Annotated in this window: 16 protein-coding genes and 1 pseudogene; 6 read left to right on the top strand and 11 right to left on the bottom strand. The window is 68.1% G+C overall.

The window, feature by feature from the left end; translation table 11 throughout:
* From KPL57_RS72080 to KPL57_RS13060, 5 genes and pseudogenes are all read right to left on the bottom strand, one after another.
* Nucleotides 1–56 (bottom strand): hypothetical protein (locus KPL57_RS72080; RefSeq protein ID WP_374203708.1); only part of this gene is annotated, 56 nt, incomplete at its 3' end.
* A gap of 273 nt (nucleotides 57–329) precedes the next feature.
* A complete protein-coding gene (locus KPL57_RS13075; RefSeq protein WP_226351813.1) occupies nucleotides 330–758 on the bottom strand; it encodes a hypothetical protein in 429 nt (142 codons plus the stop codon).
* Nucleotides 759–925: 167 nt separating this feature from the next.
* Nucleotides 926–1202, bottom strand: a pseudogene (locus tag KPL57_RS13070) (transglycosylase family protein); the annotation flags it as partial.
* A gap of 181 nt (nucleotides 1203–1383) precedes the next feature.
* Nucleotides 1384–1620 carry a hypothetical protein gene (locus tag KPL57_RS13065; RefSeq protein WP_226351812.1) on the bottom strand — a complete coding sequence of 79 codons (237 nt, stop codon included), beginning with the start codon at nucleotides 1618–1620 and terminating at the stop codon, nucleotides 1384–1386.
* A 1025-nt stretch (nucleotides 1621–2645) separates the two neighbouring features.
* A complete protein-coding gene (locus KPL57_RS13060; RefSeq protein ID WP_226351811.1) occupies nucleotides 2646–3767 on the bottom strand; it encodes a glycoside hydrolase family 16 protein in 1122 nt (373 codons plus the stop codon).
* A gap of 288 nt (nucleotides 3768–4055) precedes the next feature.
* Here KPL57_RS13060 and KPL57_RS13055 point away from each other — a divergent pair, with 288 nt between their 5' ends.
* The 3 genes from KPL57_RS13055 to KPL57_RS13045 are packed head-to-tail and all read left to right on the top strand — an operon-like array spanning nucleotide 4056 to nucleotide 5670.
* Nucleotides 4056–4727, top strand: a complete 672-nt coding sequence (locus KPL57_RS13055; RefSeq protein WP_226351810.1) for a hypothetical protein — start codon at nucleotides 4056–4058, stop codon at nucleotides 4725–4727.
* Between the two features lie 50 nt (nucleotides 4728–4777).
* Nucleotides 4778–5368 (top strand): thioesterase family protein, encoded by a 591-nt coding sequence (locus KPL57_RS13050; RefSeq protein ID WP_226351809.1) that lies wholly within the window; start codon nucleotides 4778–4780, stop codon nucleotides 5366–5368.
* A complete protein-coding gene (locus tag KPL57_RS13045; protein WP_226351808.1) occupies nucleotides 5365–5670 on the top strand; it encodes a hypothetical protein in 306 nt (101 codons plus the stop codon). Before KPL57_RS13050 ends, KPL57_RS13045 begins: the two co-directional genes overlap by 4 nt.
* A 15-nt stretch (nucleotides 5671–5685) precedes the next feature.
* On the opposite strand, the gene KPL57_RS72075 is transcribed toward KPL57_RS13045, so the two are convergent.
* The 4 genes from KPL57_RS72075 to KPL57_RS13025 form a co-directional block, all read right to left on the bottom strand.
* Nucleotides 5686–5976, bottom strand: a complete 291-nt coding sequence (locus KPL57_RS72075; protein WP_226351815.1) for an antibiotic biosynthesis monooxygenase — start codon at nucleotides 5974–5976, stop codon at nucleotides 5686–5688.
* A gap of 344 nt (nucleotides 5977–6320) precedes the next feature.
* Nucleotides 6321–7256 (bottom strand): DUF6545 domain-containing protein, encoded by a 936-nt coding sequence (locus tag KPL57_RS13035; RefSeq protein WP_226351807.1) that lies wholly within the window; start codon nucleotides 7254–7256, stop codon nucleotides 6321–6323.
* 304 nt (nucleotides 7257–7560) lie between these two features.
* Nucleotides 7561–8133, bottom strand: a complete 573-nt coding sequence (locus KPL57_RS13030) for an ImmA/IrrE family metallo-endopeptidase (protein ID WP_226351806.1) — start codon at nucleotides 8131–8133, stop codon at nucleotides 7561–7563.
* Nucleotides 8111–8683, bottom strand: coding sequence for a helix-turn-helix transcriptional regulator (locus KPL57_RS13025; protein ID WP_226351805.1), 573 nt, complete (start codon nucleotides 8681–8683; stop codon nucleotides 8111–8113). Before KPL57_RS13025 ends, KPL57_RS13030 begins: the two co-directional genes overlap by 23 nt.
* 312 nt (nucleotides 8684–8995) lie before the next feature.
* On the opposite strand from KPL57_RS13025, the gene KPL57_RS13020 reads away from it, so the two are divergent.
* A complete protein-coding gene (locus KPL57_RS13020; RefSeq protein ID WP_226351804.1) occupies nucleotides 8996–9235 on the top strand; it encodes a hypothetical protein in 240 nt (79 codons plus the stop codon).
* Nucleotides 9236–9792: 557 nt separating this feature from the next.
* The gene (locus KPL57_RS13015) at nucleotides 9793–11190 is read left to right on the top strand and encodes a hypothetical protein (protein ID WP_226351803.1); all 1398 of its coding nucleotides are present in this window, start codon (nucleotides 9793–9795) and stop codon (nucleotides 11188–11190) included.
* 338 nt (nucleotides 11191–11528) lie between these two features.
* On the opposite strand, the gene KPL57_RS66390 is transcribed toward KPL57_RS13015, so the two are convergent.
* Nucleotides 11529–11657, bottom strand: coding sequence for a hypothetical protein (locus KPL57_RS66390; RefSeq protein ID WP_264198049.1), 129 nt, complete (start codon nucleotides 11655–11657; stop codon nucleotides 11529–11531).
* 260 nt (nucleotides 11658–11917) lie between these two features.
* On the bottom strand, nucleotides 11918–12535 hold the full coding sequence (locus tag KPL57_RS13010) for a ParA family protein (RefSeq protein ID WP_308252862.1): 618 nt from the start codon (nucleotides 12533–12535) through the stop codon (nucleotides 11918–11920).
* 2463 nt (nucleotides 12536–14998) lie between these two features.
* Here KPL57_RS13010 and KPL57_RS13005 point away from each other — a divergent pair.
* On the top strand, nucleotides 14999–15967 hold the full coding sequence (locus KPL57_RS13005) for a hypothetical protein (protein ID WP_226351801.1): 969 nt from the start codon (nucleotides 14999–15001) through the stop codon (nucleotides 15965–15967).
* Nucleotides 15968–16194 lie beyond the last annotated feature (227 nt).

Raw genomic sequence — 16194 nt, 5'->3', positions numbered from 1 at the left:
ATGGCTTGGGTTTGTCCGGGGACGTCGATCCCGATGCCGGCGAAGGCGTAGGTCATGAGTCCGGAGCAGTCGAACCCGCCCGGGTGGGGCCGTGGGCGTCGCCTCCGGCCCAGACATAGGGCTGGCTTGTTGGGTCAGGGCGCGGTCGATCACCTGGCGGATGTGCGGATCCACCGCCCGGGCAACACCGGAGAGCCCGGCGGGCTGCCCGCGCCGCCGGGGCCGGTGCAGGTGATGTCGTCCAGAGCGGCGACCAGTAGCGCGGGGGTGTTCCCATTTGGCGTAGGCGGCGGGGAACGCACTGATCTGCACCGCTTGCGCCGCCCGGGTCAACGGCATCGTCTCCCACCCGGGGACCTGCAGCAGGCGTTCATAGAACAACGCGCCGAGCCCCTGGGGTCCATGCGGACGGTGACCGGCCCCCACCCGGCGGCGCGCTGCTGGAACAACCCGACCGAGTCATGATCGGCCCCGACCGCCTCATGCGGGCGTGTCAACGATTCGGTGACAGTGGTGTTGGCGTAGTTGAGCAGACTGGATTCCTGCATCGCGGTCGCGACCGCGACCACCTGGCCCCGCACGGGGACACCCATCTCGACACCGGCGGCGACGATGTGCGCGGCGTTGGACACCTGGACGGGGCCGAAACCCTCGACCAGGTCAGCCGGGTCCACCCCGGCGGGAGCACACACCACCCCGGGAACGCCCAGCGAGAACGTGCGGCCACCGGCGGTGATCGCACCGCCGAGGGCGATCACGAAGCACGACGACCGCGCCCACCAGCGCGGTCACGCAGGCGAGCCCGGTCGTCGCGGTCTTCATCGTGAACTCCCCAGTCTCGAACGCCGGTCCGACCTCAGGGGCTCTGGCCGGCAGGGTGGTGACACAGGCCGCACCGACCCAGCTCACCAGTTCAGTCGGTGAGACCGAGCCGCTCGCTGCACGCCGGCCACGCACCCCAGCCCTGGCCTTCCTGCACCCGCTGCGCCACCGCGATCTGCTCTTCCCGGACGCTTCGTGGCGGCACCGGTGCCGCCGAAGGCCTCCCAGGTCGACGGCGTGAACTGCAGGCCACCGGCGAGCCCGTTCCCGGTTCGGGTCGACCAGTCCCCACCCGACTCGCACTCGGCCAGCGCATCCCACACGCCTTTCGAGGCCCCGCCCGCGCTCTTCTCCGCGACCGGGGCGCCGACGCCGACACCGACGCCGACGCCGCAGTGTCCGTGTCGGGTTCCTGGGCGGCGGCGGGCGGGGCCTCAGCGGCGGGACCGGACGACGGCTCGGTCGCGGGAGCGAGAGCACCGTTGGTTCGGGAGATCGTCTCACCAGCACTACCAGCACTCTCAGCGCTGTTGCTGGTGGTGGTGTCGAGGTCGTCGAGGCTCAGGCCGGGTCGGTGAGGGTCTCCAGCAGGGCGACCGCGTCCGGGTCGGCCGCAGCCGCACGGGCGGCCTGCTCGGTCAGCTCCTCCACACCCGCGGCCAGGCCCTCACCCTGCCGGGCCTCACCCGGGCCCTCGCTCCGCGGCTCGGTGCTCTGACCAGTGCTGGTGTGCTCATCCGTGGTCCGCGTGACCGTGCTGGCGCCACTGGCAGACGACCTCGGCGCCGCGGTGTCCACGGGGCGCTCCGACGGGGCCGCAGGCCCAGACACAGCACCCACAGCACTGCCGACCGCTGGGCTGCGGCCACTATCCGCAGCAGCGTCGAGGACCACCCGACCCGCCTCACCCCCCGCGCCGACCGGGCTGGCCGGCTCGGCTTCCAGGACGTCGAGGAACTCATCCAACAGCGCAACCGCAGCCCGCGCATCCTCCACCGAGCGACTCACCTGCTCACCGCCGCCACGACCGGCACCGGCAGAACCGCCCCGGTCAGCGGCGTCAACGCAACAGTCCTTGCCGTGCTCCTCGCCGTGGTTCTCCTCGGGTCGGCTCGTGGGCGTGCCGGCCGGCGACTCCCCACCGCGGTGGGAGGCGACCGGGGCGGGCGGCGTGGTGACCGCAGCAGGCCGTACCGGTACCGCCTTATCCGGCACCGGAGCAGCCGACGCGCCGGTGGCGGTGGCGGCGCGACGGACGGCGCCGACGACACGGCCGGGGCCGGGGCGGGAGCGGGCGCCGGAGCCGCGGGCGGCGGCGGGGGGACGTTCTGCGGCGGCGCGGGGCGCGGCGCAGGAGCCGGCCGTGGTGGGGCTGCCCGCGGCGGCGCGGGCGCAGGCTGGGGCGGGGCCGGGCGGGACGGCGGTTCAGACACAGGAGCCGGGGCCGGCGCGGGGGCGGGTGCGGGGCCGGTCACCACGTCGGTGACCGCACCACCCGCCGCACCGACCGCGTCCACCGCCTTATGACCCGCATCGGTCAGACCGCCCAGGACACCCACCGCGCCCTCCCCCGGCGGCCCCTCGGCCGCGGGCTCGGGCTCCGCCGTCGCAGCGGAGGCGAGCAAGACCGGCGTCACCGCGGTCCCACCGAGCATCGCTCCCGCCGCAAGCGCGGCGACCGCAGAACGGCGCACCACCCCCGCTGCCAGCGACAACGAGACCGAGGACGAGCGAGAAGCACCAGAGCGAGGGGGCATCAACAGACTTCCTTCATGATCAACAATAAGTACGGACAAGAGGGGCCGAGGTCATCAGCGGGCTCATCAGCGGCCGCCGACGTTGTTGACCTCATCGGTGATCGAGGTCGAGGAGTCGGCATCGGTGGAGCCCTCGCTGCCCGCGGAGTCGGTGGAGGCGCCCTCGTCTGCGGCGAGGCCCCACTGCTTGACCCAGTCCACCTGCATCCGCCCCGACTCCCCGTCCCCGCGCGGGAACCAGTCCAGCTGCAGACACAGATGCATCGGACCCGGCGGCAGGATCGAGGTGTCGGTGGTCTTCCACCACTCGCGGCCATCCACGAACGCGGTCACCCCGCCTGGTGTCCACTCCACGGCGTAGTTGTGCCACCGGGTGGCATCGATCTTCAGTTCGCCGTGGACCTGGGAGTTGTCCGCCCCGTAGTGCAGGAACAACTCGACCTTGTCCCGAGACGGATCCATGATCTCGGCGAAGTCGATCTCGCCGCCGACCGGGAAGTTCTCCTGGGTCGGCCAGAGCAGGGCGAGGGCGTTGTAGGAGGGGGAGCCGGTCGGGGCGAGCATTCGGGCCTCCCAGCGGCCGTACTTCTGGGAGTGCGCGGTCCACGCCAGACCGGCGGTCGTGCCGTCCCCGGACCCGTCAATGGTGAGGATCCCGTCAGCGACGGTCGCCGCGCCCGGGGAACGGACACCGTTCCCCGCATGCCCCGGGCCGTCATAGGCGCTCCACCCAGGGCCGAGCGCGGTGCCGGTGAAGTCATCGACGACATCCGGGACGCCCCACCCGAACACCTCACCAGCCGTGGCGCCCTGGTCTTGCGCAGACGACAGAGCAGAAGAACCGGGCGGGGCCGCAGCCACCGACGGGGCCTGCGCGTTCTGTCCGGTCTGCCCCTGGTGAGCATTGGAACCGTTTTCATGATCATCCGAGCGGTTCCCGGCCCCGGCGCTGTAGCAGGCGGCCGGGACGAAACCGGGCTCATCAGCGCCGAGGGCGAGCAACGCCGACCGCACCACCCCCGCACTACCACCGTCCTTGCTGCCGGGGTCGAGTTCAGCCAGGACGCGGGCGGCGGTGATCCGCCACCCACACACGACATTCGCCGTCTCCGCAGGGCCTCCACCTGGAGGGGCGGAGCCCAGCAGCAGAGCCGCAGCAGCCGCGAACACCGAGACACCGCCGACCATCAGCGCCCACCCTGACCACTACGACCGCCACCGGCCGGCCCGGCTCCGGGCGAGACCCGGCGCTTCACCACTCGCTCCACCGCCTCCACCGATCGACACCCGTCCCGAACAACGCCGCGACTGTACCCTATCCACTGTTGTATATCCGTCCACTCGGGCGTGTGATACACACCCGCCAACCCGGACCAGAGATAGAGTCTCAGAACCTACAGACGGTGGCCCCTCGCCCCCGGAAACCGGGGACCCGCAGGGACGACCAGGAACGACCACGACACGAGGAGGAACACCATGGCCCGTCGCCGAGCACAGCCCCACACCACCAGCAACACCGCAACGACCAGTGGAAAGTCCGGCCCCGCCAGCGCGGCCGCGGAGGGGGAGGCGGGGCCGCCGCGGATCAAGCCCGGCGCACCCGACCCGAACCGGTTCGGCACCATCAGCGAACGCCTCAACTACCTCGCCAGCGCCATCCGACGTCCCAACGGAACCGTCTTCCCCGCCACCGACATCGTCCGATGGATCCGCAGCCAAGGCGGCGGCGTCAGCGACGTCTACATCACCAAAATCCTCAACGGCACCCGCGGGAAAGAACCCTCACCCACCTACACCCGCTGGCTCGCCCGCTACTACAACGTCGCCGACGACTTCTTCTACACCGACCACCCCGAAGCCGTGGACGGGCCCGCGCACACCCTGCACATCCTGGTCCGCGAACCCGCCGGCACCGACCTCCTCCACAACTGGGCACTGCTGCCCGAACGCCAGCGCGAGATCATCTCCGCCCTGGTCACCAGCATGGTCCCCCCGCACCACCGACACGCCCTCAGCGCCACCGCCGACAACACCACCGGCGGCGGTGACGACGGGACCGACAACACCGACAGAGCTGACGACACCGACCCCGACGACGACATGGACGACGACTCGTCCACCTCCACAGCCAGAGCCCAGCAGCCATGACCACCGCGCTCCGGCCCGCCAAGGTCAGCCGCGACGGGACCGCCTCCGAGATGTCGATCTTCTACGTCGTCCCCGACGACCAGCTCGTCCCCGACCTCCACCCCACGCTCGGGGCGTTCCGGGCCGGGGAAGCGGTGTTCGCGACCGGCTACCTCGTCGGACTCCTCGAAGCGCCCTGCATGGACTTCCTCCGCCACCACCGCGCCACACCAGAACAGACACCGGTCGGCGCGAAAGTCGCGATCACCCACCGGGCACCGTCGACACCCGGGGACCGACTCCAGATCACCGCACGCTGCACCCACGAGACCGGCACCCGATACGCCTTCACCGTCACCGCACACAACCAACACGGGGTCCTCGTCGCCGACGGGCACATCGTCCAGCACCTCGTCGACACCACCACATTCCGCACGACGCTCCACGAACGAACGCAGGGAAAGGACACACCCATGAACCGTCTTCACGAGGCGCCTACCAGCAGAAACAACGATGACGACGAGAGAGACGACAACAAGTCGGCGGCGTACCCGGCGTACACCACCGGGGAACTCGCCCACCGCCTCCGCCAGCACGGCTTCATCCACCACCGCACCGCACACCCGCAGGACACCGACGAGAATGCAGGAGCAACGACATGACCATCGCCATCAACGCCACCGAGGAGCGGCCCGCGGCGCTGCGCTGGGACGACACCCACGGCCTCTACCGATGCCCGACCTGCGACCAACCACCACAGAACCTACGACTCGGGCCGACCGACGTGTTCCTCTGTAGCGACTGCGCCACCTACTGGCCCACCCACCTCGCCACCGGCAGCTACGGCTTCTGGGACAGAGACGCCGTCGACCACGAGCACCGCGACCGCGGATGCCTCGACCACCCCGCCACCGACACAGCCGAGGCCGCGATCGCGACGGAGGCGCCGCGCGCGGCCGCGTAAACCGTTGCCGCAGGTCTATCTCCGTCCAGCAGCGAGACCGGGCAGATCGACGACCTCGAACTCCAGCAACTCCGACTCCACACCCAGCCGAGCCGACGACACCCCATGCGCCATCTCCCGACCATACGCTAACCAATCATAAAACGAGTCGTCGGAATCCCACCACGACACCACAAAATACCGGCCACCACCATCAACCGGACGCAGCAACTCCAACCCACGAAACCCCGAAACCGCGCTCATATCGGCGCGGCACGAAGCAAACCGGCGTTCTAGGCCAGCTTCCCACGCATCCGCGACACGCACAGCATAGATTTTCACGACCGCCAAAACAACCACCTTCGCGATACTCGAAGAGTGACAGGCGGCATCATTTCCCCATCCATATTTTCTGTCTGCGCATCACCCGGCCGACTCCAGCCGCCACCGCAGCAGTCACGAGAGCCGGGGTCGGGTACACCACAAGACCGACAAGCCACCACCGTTCATCCCTGTGGGCCAGCTCACCGGGAACAAAAGCGACGCTCGCGGTCACTACGACAAGTAGTGCCACAGTGCCCCACGACGGATGCCCACTCCTTCGACCTGCAAAAAGGTCGCGGACGGCCGAAGGCATCTCGATCGGCGATCGGATTCAACAATGGATAGACTCACCCTCCTTGCGCTTCCGTGCCGTCCACATGTGGCTCTATCGGCGCGGTGCTTCGGTCGGGCGGACCGTACCGATTGATTAATTTACCCAGTTCGGCGGCAAGAACCAGCAGAGGGCGGTCGTCGCTCTCGGATACCGGAACAATCAGGACAGGCTCCGTTGCAGTTGCCACGCCTCTGTGAATCTTAACTAACGCTTCATATACTAGCCAAGCCCGCTGCCTGAAGCTAACCGGACCAGCCTCATCCAGAGCGGAGTCGTCGACATACACGCTTACTCGCCACAATGCCCCTTCGCATTCGATGGAGAGCTTATCGTGTCGGAATCGCAAGTCGCGACGGAGTCGATCAACGATCACCGAAAACCGACCTCGACGACGGAAGGCGACGTCTGGAATCGCGGCCACTAACACCTCCCACGCGGGACGTAAGCAGTCCACTTTCCTCTGGATCAATTTCTGCTCGCGCCACAGCACGTACAGAACTCGGAGGCCGAGTACGCAGAGACTCCCAAGGAAGACAGCTATCCCCGCCTCCAGGAGAATTGCCCCCACGCTCTGTAATGTGACAGAAACGCTGGAGCGGCCTTCAGAGAACCAGCGCACCACGAGTGAGGGTATCCGCAGGATAGGTCCGCCAAGCAGCATGGCGAGCGAGGCAAGAGAAGCCAAGTAGAAGACCCAGCGTACGGCCGATTCCACTGCTTGCGCAGCGCCAGTCGCATTAACCGCCAGCAGTACGCAGCTGTAGCCCAGATACGAGTTCGCCACCACATGAAACATATAAGCTGGTGCCAGGTCTGCGCTGAACTCGTCGAGAATCTCTGGATACTGCACGAGGTGACCATTGGATGCGCCCCAAAAAACGGCCAGCAGCACTGCAATAAATAGAAAGGCGGCGACTTGTTGATGAATAGGAGCCTTTTGTGTGCGCATACTGGACCTGCTGAAGCGGCAGTCCAGGACAAAAAGCAGTGCTATTAGAAAGAAGGAGATGAGAGCCAGGTAGAATACAAGGAGACGCAAACCCGGCGCTATCCCGTCCAGAGCCCGACCAAGGACCCGCTCTGACGCGATGAGCATCGTCAGTAGAGAGGTCGTCAGAGCGTTTCCCCAAGGGCGGGCCCGTGACGTTCTGACTAGGAAAATGCGTCCCAAGAGAATCGTTGAAACGACGACCCATACTGCAATGTAGGCGGAGAGCATAACGGCGCCCTACTCCAGCTTATTCTGGCCTGGCTCAGAATATGTCGACCGCGTTCTCCAGCGTCCCACCAAGAATACTTCGTCGCGTAGCCGCCTCTGCCTGATGCCCCCAGTACTGAAGAAGCGCAGCGAAGTGCTCCGCGTCATTCTCGTGAGGGGAATCGAAGCGATCCCGGCGAAGGCACCTCCAGGTCGTACCGGGAGGTAAATGCGGTGCGATCATCGCCGCTACATCATCGTCACTGTTATCCGGTTCATGGTCAAAAACCATGTGGCCGACTTCGTGCAAAATAGTTCGTGTGCGCTGCCGGGGCGGCAGGTTCGCATCATGGATGATGATGTCGGTGTCGGTTGCCTCGACCCATAGCCCAAAGATGCTTGGATCTGGGAAGCAGAACTCTAAGATCTGAATTGGCCGCATCCGCTTTTCGCCAAGATTCAGACAAAGCTCGTCAAGGTCCAATGGCAGCTGCAGGTTGAGATCACGAAGCAGATGGCGCGCTTTAGCTTCAACAGCCCGTCCCGGAGACTGCGACCAGAGCGGAAACTGCGGCCTCTTTATCAAAATCTGCGACCCTCCGTGGTCACCAAGCATTGAGGTCCTCATCTGGAAGCTCCTCGAAGCGACGGCGACGGGCACAGTCGCGCTGCTTGCCCAACGGCTTCCCTGTCGGCAAGGTGGTCACCATGTCGTGGAGCCAATCACGCATCTCCGGATCCAGCGTTGCCGCCCGGGCAGCAATACCGTGAACTTTCGCGTCACGCAGGCTCGCGATCAACTGCAACTCTTCATGGATAGCAGACGCAGTCGAGCCGCTCTCCAAAAAATAAGCGGGGGGAATTCCAAAAAATCTCGCAAGCGCTTCGACAGTCTGGATCGTTGGATTTCTGCTCTTGCCGCTACGCAAGAGTCCTATGTAATTTTCACTGAGAGTCGGCTCGCCGTTTGTCGAGTTCTTTTCGAGCCACCGTGCCACCTCTCGATTTGTGTACGGTGACCGCCCCGGTGGATGCACCGTCTCGAAGACCTGATTGACCTTCTCTGCGAACGCGAGCGGGCGATCCCCATCATCAGCAGCCGACATCAGGGCACCGTCCTTCCAGGGGCCAGGGGCCAGGGGCCAGGGGCCAACCGTAGCAGCGAAGCTGTCGCTCATCCCTAGCAACGACTCCGGTCGGCTCCAGCGCAACTCTAGCAGCTCTTACTCAACTCATCATTGAAACGCTCGACAGTCAAACCATGTACGGAGTTGACGGGCCGCAGGCTGTGTGCCAACCTCCCGGACACGTCCCGTGACGGGACGATCACTCACTACCGCCGGGCAGGCTGCCCGTCACGTGCTGGTACTTCGTCTCCCCCGGAGGTCCCCATGCTCGCCTCGCCCCCCGACGAGCCTGATCCCACACGGCAGTGGATGCCGCCGGGTCTCGTCCCGCCGCGGCCGGTCCGTCGTTCGGGGCGTGACGGGGTGGACCAGGAGAACTGGTTGCGGGACAGGATCCTCACCGCCACCCGGGAGCTGACGCTCGCCGCAGAAAAAGTCCGCAACCCCTACGGCGCGACCCTGGAAGATCAAGCGCCGGCAGCGTGGCATGTCCGGACCACCCAGGCAATCCTGGACGATTGCGTCGAACACCTCGATGACCTCGACGACTGCGACGGACGCCACCGGCCCGGTGAGCCCCCGACGCGGCCGACACGCCCGTAAGAAGCCCCTTCCGGCAGAGCCGACGGGAGGGCCTGGCAGGATCAGACGGTGAGCTGGCTCTTCTGGCTCTTCTGGCTCTTCTGGCTCTTCTGGCTCTTCTGGCTCTTCTGGCTCTTCTGGCTACCGGAGCCCCGGACAGCCGCTTCCCTCGGCGCAGACGAAGGACCGACGACGATGACCACCTAGACCCTCGGAACGGACGGCAGCCACATGCTGGTCGTCCTTGGATCTCAACTCGATATGGCGGGCTGGAGCAGCATCAGCAGCAGTATGTGCTTCAGAACGAAGTAGGGCCCGACCTCTCGGCCGGGCCCTACGACGGAAGTACAACGGAGTTCCAGCTCCGCTCCTTCAGCCCCCCCCATCCCTGAAGGAGCGAGCACGCGTTGGATGCGTGGTTGAAGGATAACGCGGCCCGTCAAGCCCCGGCAACGCCCCCGGTCGGGGGCGCCCGGGAGGTCTGTGGGTGTCTGGTCCGGGCCGCGCTCGGGCTCGACACCGGCCTCTGGTCCCTGACCGCGGGCGAACCGGGCGAGCTAGCTGCTACCGCAGCGGCGATGACCGCTGCGGGCTGGCCGCCCGCCGGCGAGCTGTCCGCCGATCCGCCGCCTGCGGCGCGGATGTGTACGCACTGCGTCCGACGTTCCGGTGTCGCCCGGGACACCGTCCTCGGTACGGTCCTCTGCGGCCGGTGCTGGGTCGAGCTGGGCGAGGACGCGACCCCTGACACCGGCTCGGGTTTTCCCCGGGGGCTGCCGCGCACGGCTCGGGACTGGTACGAGGCGATCCGTGCGTCGACCTGGTACCGGCGGCTGCGCCGCGACGCCCGACGACGCCTCGACGCACTGCTCGCCGAGCTCGCCCGACGGGCGGACTGGACCGATCATCTGACCTGGCCGACCTGGAAACGTCTGCAGGAGGCTACCGGGTGGGCGCGGTCCTCGGTCGCGTCCTGGCTGGCCAAGCTCCAAAAGTCCGACTGGCTCGTCCTGATCGAGCCCGGCTCGACCCCGCAGTACCGAGGCCCGCTCCAGGCCATGATCCACGGCCGCCGCGGCAACCGGGCGGCGGTCTACCAACTCCACCTGCCCGACCACGCGATCACCGACACGAACACCGCCGAACACCGCGACACCGCACGTCCGCTCACCGAGACCGGCACCATCCCCTCCCCAACCCGCGCCGACGCGCCCCGCAGTTCGTTGCGCGACGAAAGTTGGACCCCAACGGGGTTTACTCTTACCGAAGGTAAGAGTTCAGTTCACACGCGCGCGAGAACGATCATCCACAACCGGGTCAGGGCCCGGGCCGGGGCCGAGCCGCCCCGCCAGGGCCGCCGGTGGGGAGACTGGTTCGATCACCGGGTGCCGACCAGCCGCGGGGAGATGCTCGCCGCTGCACGCCAGCTGCGCGACGACCCGCTGCTCGCGCGGCTCTCACCGCGAGCAATCCGCGCCCGGGTGAAGGCGTTCTGGCGGGCCGGGTGGACCAACAACGACCTGCGCCATGCCCTGGATCATCAGCCCACCCTCGACGGGCCTGCCCGGCCTGTCGAGCGCTGCCCGGCCGGGCAGGTGCGCTGGCCCTCGGCCTGGCTACGCCACCGCCTGGCCCCCTGGCAGGGCCCTCACGGGCCCCTTGTCGCCCCGCACGTCGACGACCAGGCCCGGGCCGAGATCGCGGCCCGGCGCGGCCGTGCAGCCGCCGATCGGCTGCCCTACGGCCACACCCACCTGGGTGTCGACGCCCTGCAGGTCGACCACCAGCAACGGGTAGACGCCCGTGCAGTCATAGCCCGCAACCAGACCCGCGACCGCCACGCACTACGCACCGGGCTCGTCCCCGACCACCACACCGCCGATGTCGCCACCCGGGAGGCCGCCCGCGACCAGATCACCGCTCTGCTCCAAGCCCGGCGCTCCCCACGACTCGCCTCTGCCCGAACCTCATCCTGAACACCAGCAACCACTCCGGCCGCCTGTTGTCGAGGCGCACGAACGGTGCTGCCGCGCCGCTTCCGGTCCTCGCCCGCTAGCGCGGGCTGCGGTCCGGGTCGACTTGCCCACGACCACCCAGGTCGCCCGAAGCCGTCACAGACGCCCTCAACGCCCCTACAGGCCCATCGGTCACCGCCGGTGAACGTCCCCGACCACACCCCGGCCAAGACCGCGAGGAAGAAGGACGTCCATCCAGTCAGCACCGGAACGCTGGCCTGCGACGTCGACCTTTGCGGACTCGACGATCTTGCAGTAACGCAGTGTTGCAGTAACGCAGTGTTGCAGTAGTCCCGTAGTTACTGCTTGCCGTAGCCGGTCGGATCGTCGGCGATGCGGTCCCGGACAGCGGCGGCGAGGTTCGGGTCTGCGTCCAGCTCGGCCAACAGCGCCCGGACCACGACCGCGCCGGGCAGGTCGGCGACCATGCCCAACTCCCCCCGGAGCGTGTTCCGTCGTGTCCGGAGCCGTTCATGAGCCAGCGGGGACAGGTCAATGGTCATCCGCACGGGTTTCGTCCTCGGGGTGCTGGCCGCTGCGCGCGCTGGCCGAGTTGGTGGTAACGAGGGCGGCGGCGGATCGGCGGTCAGGGCGACCGGAGCCGGCTGCTGTGGGAGTTGTACCTGCTCGGCAGCCGGCGCTCGGTTCGCCGCGCGGGAGGCCCGCGATCGCAGGTCCTCGCGCCTACTCACCAGCCACCTCGCCCTGCGATCTCGGCGGCAGCGTCCACCACAGCGGTGTCCTCGGCCCGGAATGTGACTGCGGCGCCGATGACCTGGGCGTAGCGCTCGGCCAACGGGATCACGGCGCGGCAGGAGTACCGACGTGACTCGTCCAGCATCTCCCGGTAGACCGCAGCACTGGTGGTGTTCGTCCGGACTCGATTCCACAGCACCGAAACCAGAGCCTGGCCGGAGCGCAACGGCTCCACCTCGTCCAGGGCGTCCCATACCTTCGGCAAGACGTCCCACTCCGACGAAGTGGGAGCGAGAGTCACCACGACGTCAGTTGCGGCGCGCATCGCCGAGTAGACGATGCCGCGTTGCAGCTCCAGCGGCGGCGTGTCCACCACGGCGACGTCATAACGGTCCGGGGACACGATCCCGGAGAGTTCCGTATGCAGCTTGTTCGTGGCGAGGCCGAACACAGGGATGTACCAGTCGGCGTCCTGCGCCCAGCGAGTCAGCGTGCCTTGCGGGTCGGCGTCGACGGCGATCACGCGTCGGCCGGCCTCGGCCCACGCGTGCGCGAGAAGACCAGTGGTCGTGGACTTCCCGCTGCCGCCCTTCAGGTTCGTGACGGTCACGACGCGGAGGCCGGGACCGGTAGAGAGGGATGGAGGGGCCATTCGCCAAGCATACTGCAATACGGCGTGCAGTAATGCCGTCAACATGGGACGGGACCAGCAGAAACTCTCCGGTTCATGATCGTCAATACGGCGACTTGATGGCCTCTCAGAATGCTGGCGCGGCGGACGCACGGCCGCTGACCTGGGAATTCTCCAGGGTCCGGCGCTTTCTCGCCCCGCCGACGACACCCGCGGCGGCCCTCTCCGGCACGGAGATACATCGTCGACGCATGCCTGGACCAGCGAAAACTCCCCAACTCATGATCAACCAGGCGCTCGGGGACGTCCCCGCCGGGGCTTGCCTGCCTCGCGCAATTGTGCTTCTGACCTGGGGTTACTCCCGAGTCCAGGCTGGTCATCGTCGGCTACCGGTCGGTAGCCTCTTTCCGGCGCCACCGTGCGTTACCTCATCTACAAGTACTGGGACCAGCGGAAACGATCCGATTCATGATCGCCCCGCAGGCAGCCGCGCCGCCCCGTGCGGGGCGACCCGCCGCCCCGATCATGCCTCTGGCCTGGGAATACGTTCGCTCACATGCCTCGAACGCCGTGATCCCCCCTCGACCATCCTTCCTTGCGCACCTAGGCGAGTAGGTGTCGGCAAGTATCGGGACCAGCGGAAACGCCGCAATGAAACGATCTTGAGCGGCTAGCGCTGACAGACACTGGCCGCGCCGGTCGAGCCGCGGCGCTCTGACCAGGGGATTCTTTCTGGCGGCGTGGTTGTCGCCGGTGCCCTCCGAGTCACTCCACGCCGCCGCACGGCGAACATTGCACACAGCAAAGGTGCTGGTCCCGGCGCCTGTAGGGCGATCTTGACGCGGGCCCCTGGGCCCCTGGGGCGCTGTCGGGGCGGCGGTCCGCGCTGCCCCAGGAGCAGGTCGTCACGGTGGACTCCGGGCGGCCTGGGCCCGACCGAGCTGCCCTCGGACACCTCGCTGCGCGCTGCCAGAGCAGGCCGCCGGGGCGCCCGAGGTCCGTACCCGTGGTTGCCCGTCCCGGCGGCTGTCAGGCGGCGGCCGGCCGGTGTGGAGTGCCGCCGGGGCCGTGCTCGCCGAGGCCTGCGCCGGTTCCGGCCCTGCCCCGAGGGCGTTATCGAGCAGATATCGCACAGGCGTGGGCGCGTGCCGGGCCTCCGTCCACGGGGGCCACGGTGGGGCTGCCGAGGCCGTCGGTGTCGGTGGTGGTGTCGGGTCGGGGGCGTGGCCAGCCCGTCCGGGGCCCTCGGGGACATCGTCGGCGTCGGTCGCCGTGCACGGCGGAGCCCGGAAAAGTCGGGTGGAAATCCCCGGGGCGTCTCGCGTGCGCGCGCGACACGCGCCTACGCGCACATCGCGTTGAGACCGGCTCAGCGGGAATTTCCGGCACGGAAATTTCCTTGCCGGAAACTCGACCGGCACACCTCGGCCGTCGCCGCACGGCTCGGCCGGCGCCGCCCGTCGTCGCCCCGCGGCGGCGAGGGACGCCGGGCCTGGCGGTTGCTGCCGCGATCCGTGGCCCGGATCGGTCGGTGCGGTCGCCGCCGCGGCCGTGGGTGAGGCGGCCCGGGGCAGCAGCGCGGCCTCCGAGGGCGCCGTCGCTGCGCCTGCTGCCGGCGAGGTCGGCCTGTGGCCGCGTTCGGGCTGCGCGTCCGGGGTCGGTCGCCGGCTCACGGTTCGGCTGGGCTGGCCGAGGCGTGGCGTGACGGTCTGGAGATGATGTTGACCGCCGCGCGGTCGGAGTTTTTCCTGGAGGAAATTTCCCGGGCGGCCGGTGGTCGTGGCCGGTCTCAACGCGATGTGCGCGTAGGCGCGCGTCGCGCGCACGCGAGACACCCCGGAATTTCCTTCGCCCGGCGCGGGGTCGCCGCGCCCAGCCGGTGGCGGCCGGCGCTGGGCCGCCGGGCCTCTCGCGGTCGTGGGCTGCGTGCACTGGGTGCCGCTCCGGTGACCCTGGGTCAGGAGCCGGTCTTGTCACGACCGAGACGGGGTGCTAGACATGAAAAAGCTCGCCAGGAGTCCTGGTGGGCGACCGACACCCCGGATTGAACTCCGGGGCGCCGGTCTGACCAACCAACCTGACTAGAAACAGGTGATCGGCTGTGTGGCATCCTGCCTGCACGACCCATGTTGTTCCACCTCAGGGTGGGGCGATTCCCCCGGATGTTGACCCCGGCTGTGAGCAGCCCAGGTGGTTCCCGGATGGTTTGACCGAGAAGCTCATCGATCGCCTGTGGGCGACCGTTGCGACGATGCCGCTGCCGCGGACGTCGGCGCCGGGGTGGGCCCGATGAACGGCTCGTCGCGGAGCGGTGCACGCTCGCACGGTGTCCGGTCGGAGTCGTGGCTGGAGGACCTGGTCCTCGCCCCGGACTCCGACCGCGATGACTCCGGTGGGGCCGGGCCGCGTCTGATCGGCGAGGCCCGGCTCCTGGCTAAAGAGGTGAAGCAGGCCCGCGCCGTCGTCGCGCTACAGGACGATCCCGCGCTTCTCGACGCCCGGTCGTCGCGGGAGCGGCGCGCTGACCGGAAGGTGACCGAGAAGCTCCGTGGCGCGGAGCGTGCGGAGCGGCGCCGGACTCGGATGGCTGAGATCGCCGCCGCTCGTGGTGTCCGCCGCGAGGCGGGCTGGGCGCATCGTGCGGTCGCGAACCGCGACCGTCTGCTCAACCCGGACCGTCGGCTGACCTCGACCTACCGCCGCTATGTGGGCCTGTCGATGGTGCCGCCGCTGCTGATCGCCGCCGGTGTGCTGTTCATGGCGGTGACCGTGCACGACGGCGTCGTCGGTGTGGACGGCCCGTGGTACGGCTACCTGATCGAACCTCTCGCCTCGGTGTTGCTGGTCGTGAGCTTGTTCGTGGGTTTCACTGCGGTGCAGCACGGCCGCCGCATCCCGCGCGGCCTCTACGTTCTCGACGCCGGCCTCGCCGCCGCGTCCCTCGCTCTCACGGTCGTGCCGTGGGGCGTGCGCTACGGATTCGACCCGGGCTCGACCCTGGCGCATGTCCTGCCGCCGCTCCTGGTCGCCGCAGCGGTGATCGTGCAGCATGTGCTGCATTCGGTGTTCCGGCCGATCTTCGCTGACCTGTATGACGAGCTGACTCCTGCCCGGCTGGATGAGACGGCGGCGGACACGGTCGTGCTGTATGAGCGGACTCGGCGCGCGGTCGTCGACGGCGACATTCCCGCTCCGGCGGTGTCGGGGGAGCGGGCCGGGTCGGTGTCGCGGGAGGCGATCCGTAAGACCTTCGGGGTCGGGAAGTCCCGCGCCCAGCTCGCCGGGGACGCCTATGACCATGTCACCGCGTTCCTGCACCGCACCGCGTCTGCCGCGTCGTCTGCTGTGTCGGCGCCGGTGTCGTCGGTGGCGGGGCGTGTGAACGGCGCCCGGGTCGCCGCCTTCGCATAGTCCTGGCGCAGAGGCGTTCAGTTCGGCTCTGCCGTTCGCTCTGCCGGTCGGGTCTGTCTAGTTTTTCTCGGGTCGTCTTCGGCTGGTTGTAGCGGCGTGCTGTAGCTGCTGTGGGGCTGCCGTGGGCCCGATGGTGTCCGTTATCTCCTGTTTGTTCTGCTTCTTCCTTTTTGGGGTGAGGTTTGCGTGTCTGTTGCTGTGTCGTCATCTGGAGTGTCCCGTCCGGT

The organism is Pseudonocardia sp. ICBG601 (assembly GCF_020496245.1).
The sequence above is the reverse complement of the archived record's forward strand: the minus strand, read 5'-3'. Positions and strand labels throughout refer to the sequence as shown.

Excerpts from the sequence above, each read along its gene's own strand:
- KPL57_RS13060 (WP_226351811.1), bottom strand. The coding sequence starts at position 3,767 with ATGGTCGGCGGTGTCTCGGTGTTCGCGGCTGCTGCGGCTCTGCTGCTG.
- KPL57_RS13055 (WP_226351810.1), top strand. The coding sequence starts at position 4,056 with ATGGCCCGTCGCCGAGCACAGCCCCACACCACCAGCAACACCGCAACG.
- KPL57_RS13050 (WP_226351809.1), top strand. The coding sequence starts at position 4,778 with ATGTCGATCTTCTACGTCGTCCCCGACGACCAGCTCGTCCCCGACCTC.
- KPL57_RS13045 (WP_226351808.1), top strand. The coding sequence starts at position 5,365 with ATGACCATCGCCATCAACGCCACCGAGGAGCGGCCCGCGGCGCTGCGC.
- KPL57_RS13035 (WP_226351807.1), bottom strand. The coding sequence starts at position 7,256 with ATGCGCACACAAAAGGCTCCTATTCATCAACAAGTCGCCGCCTTTCTA.
- KPL57_RS13030 (WP_226351806.1), bottom strand. The coding sequence starts at position 8,133 with ATGAGGACCTCAATGCTTGGTGACCACGGAGGGTCGCAGATTTTGATA.
- KPL57_RS13025 (WP_226351805.1), bottom strand. The coding sequence starts at position 8,683 with ATGAGCGACAGCTTCGCTGCTACGGTTGGCCCCTGGCCCCTGGCCCCT.
- KPL57_RS13015 (WP_226351803.1), top strand. The coding sequence starts at position 9,793 with ATGACCGCTGCGGGCTGGCCGCCCGCCGGCGAGCTGTCCGCCGATCCG.
- KPL57_RS66390 (WP_264198049.1), bottom strand. The coding sequence starts at position 11,657 with ATGGTCGCCGACCTGCCCGGCGCGGTCGTGGTCCGGGCGCTGTTGGCC.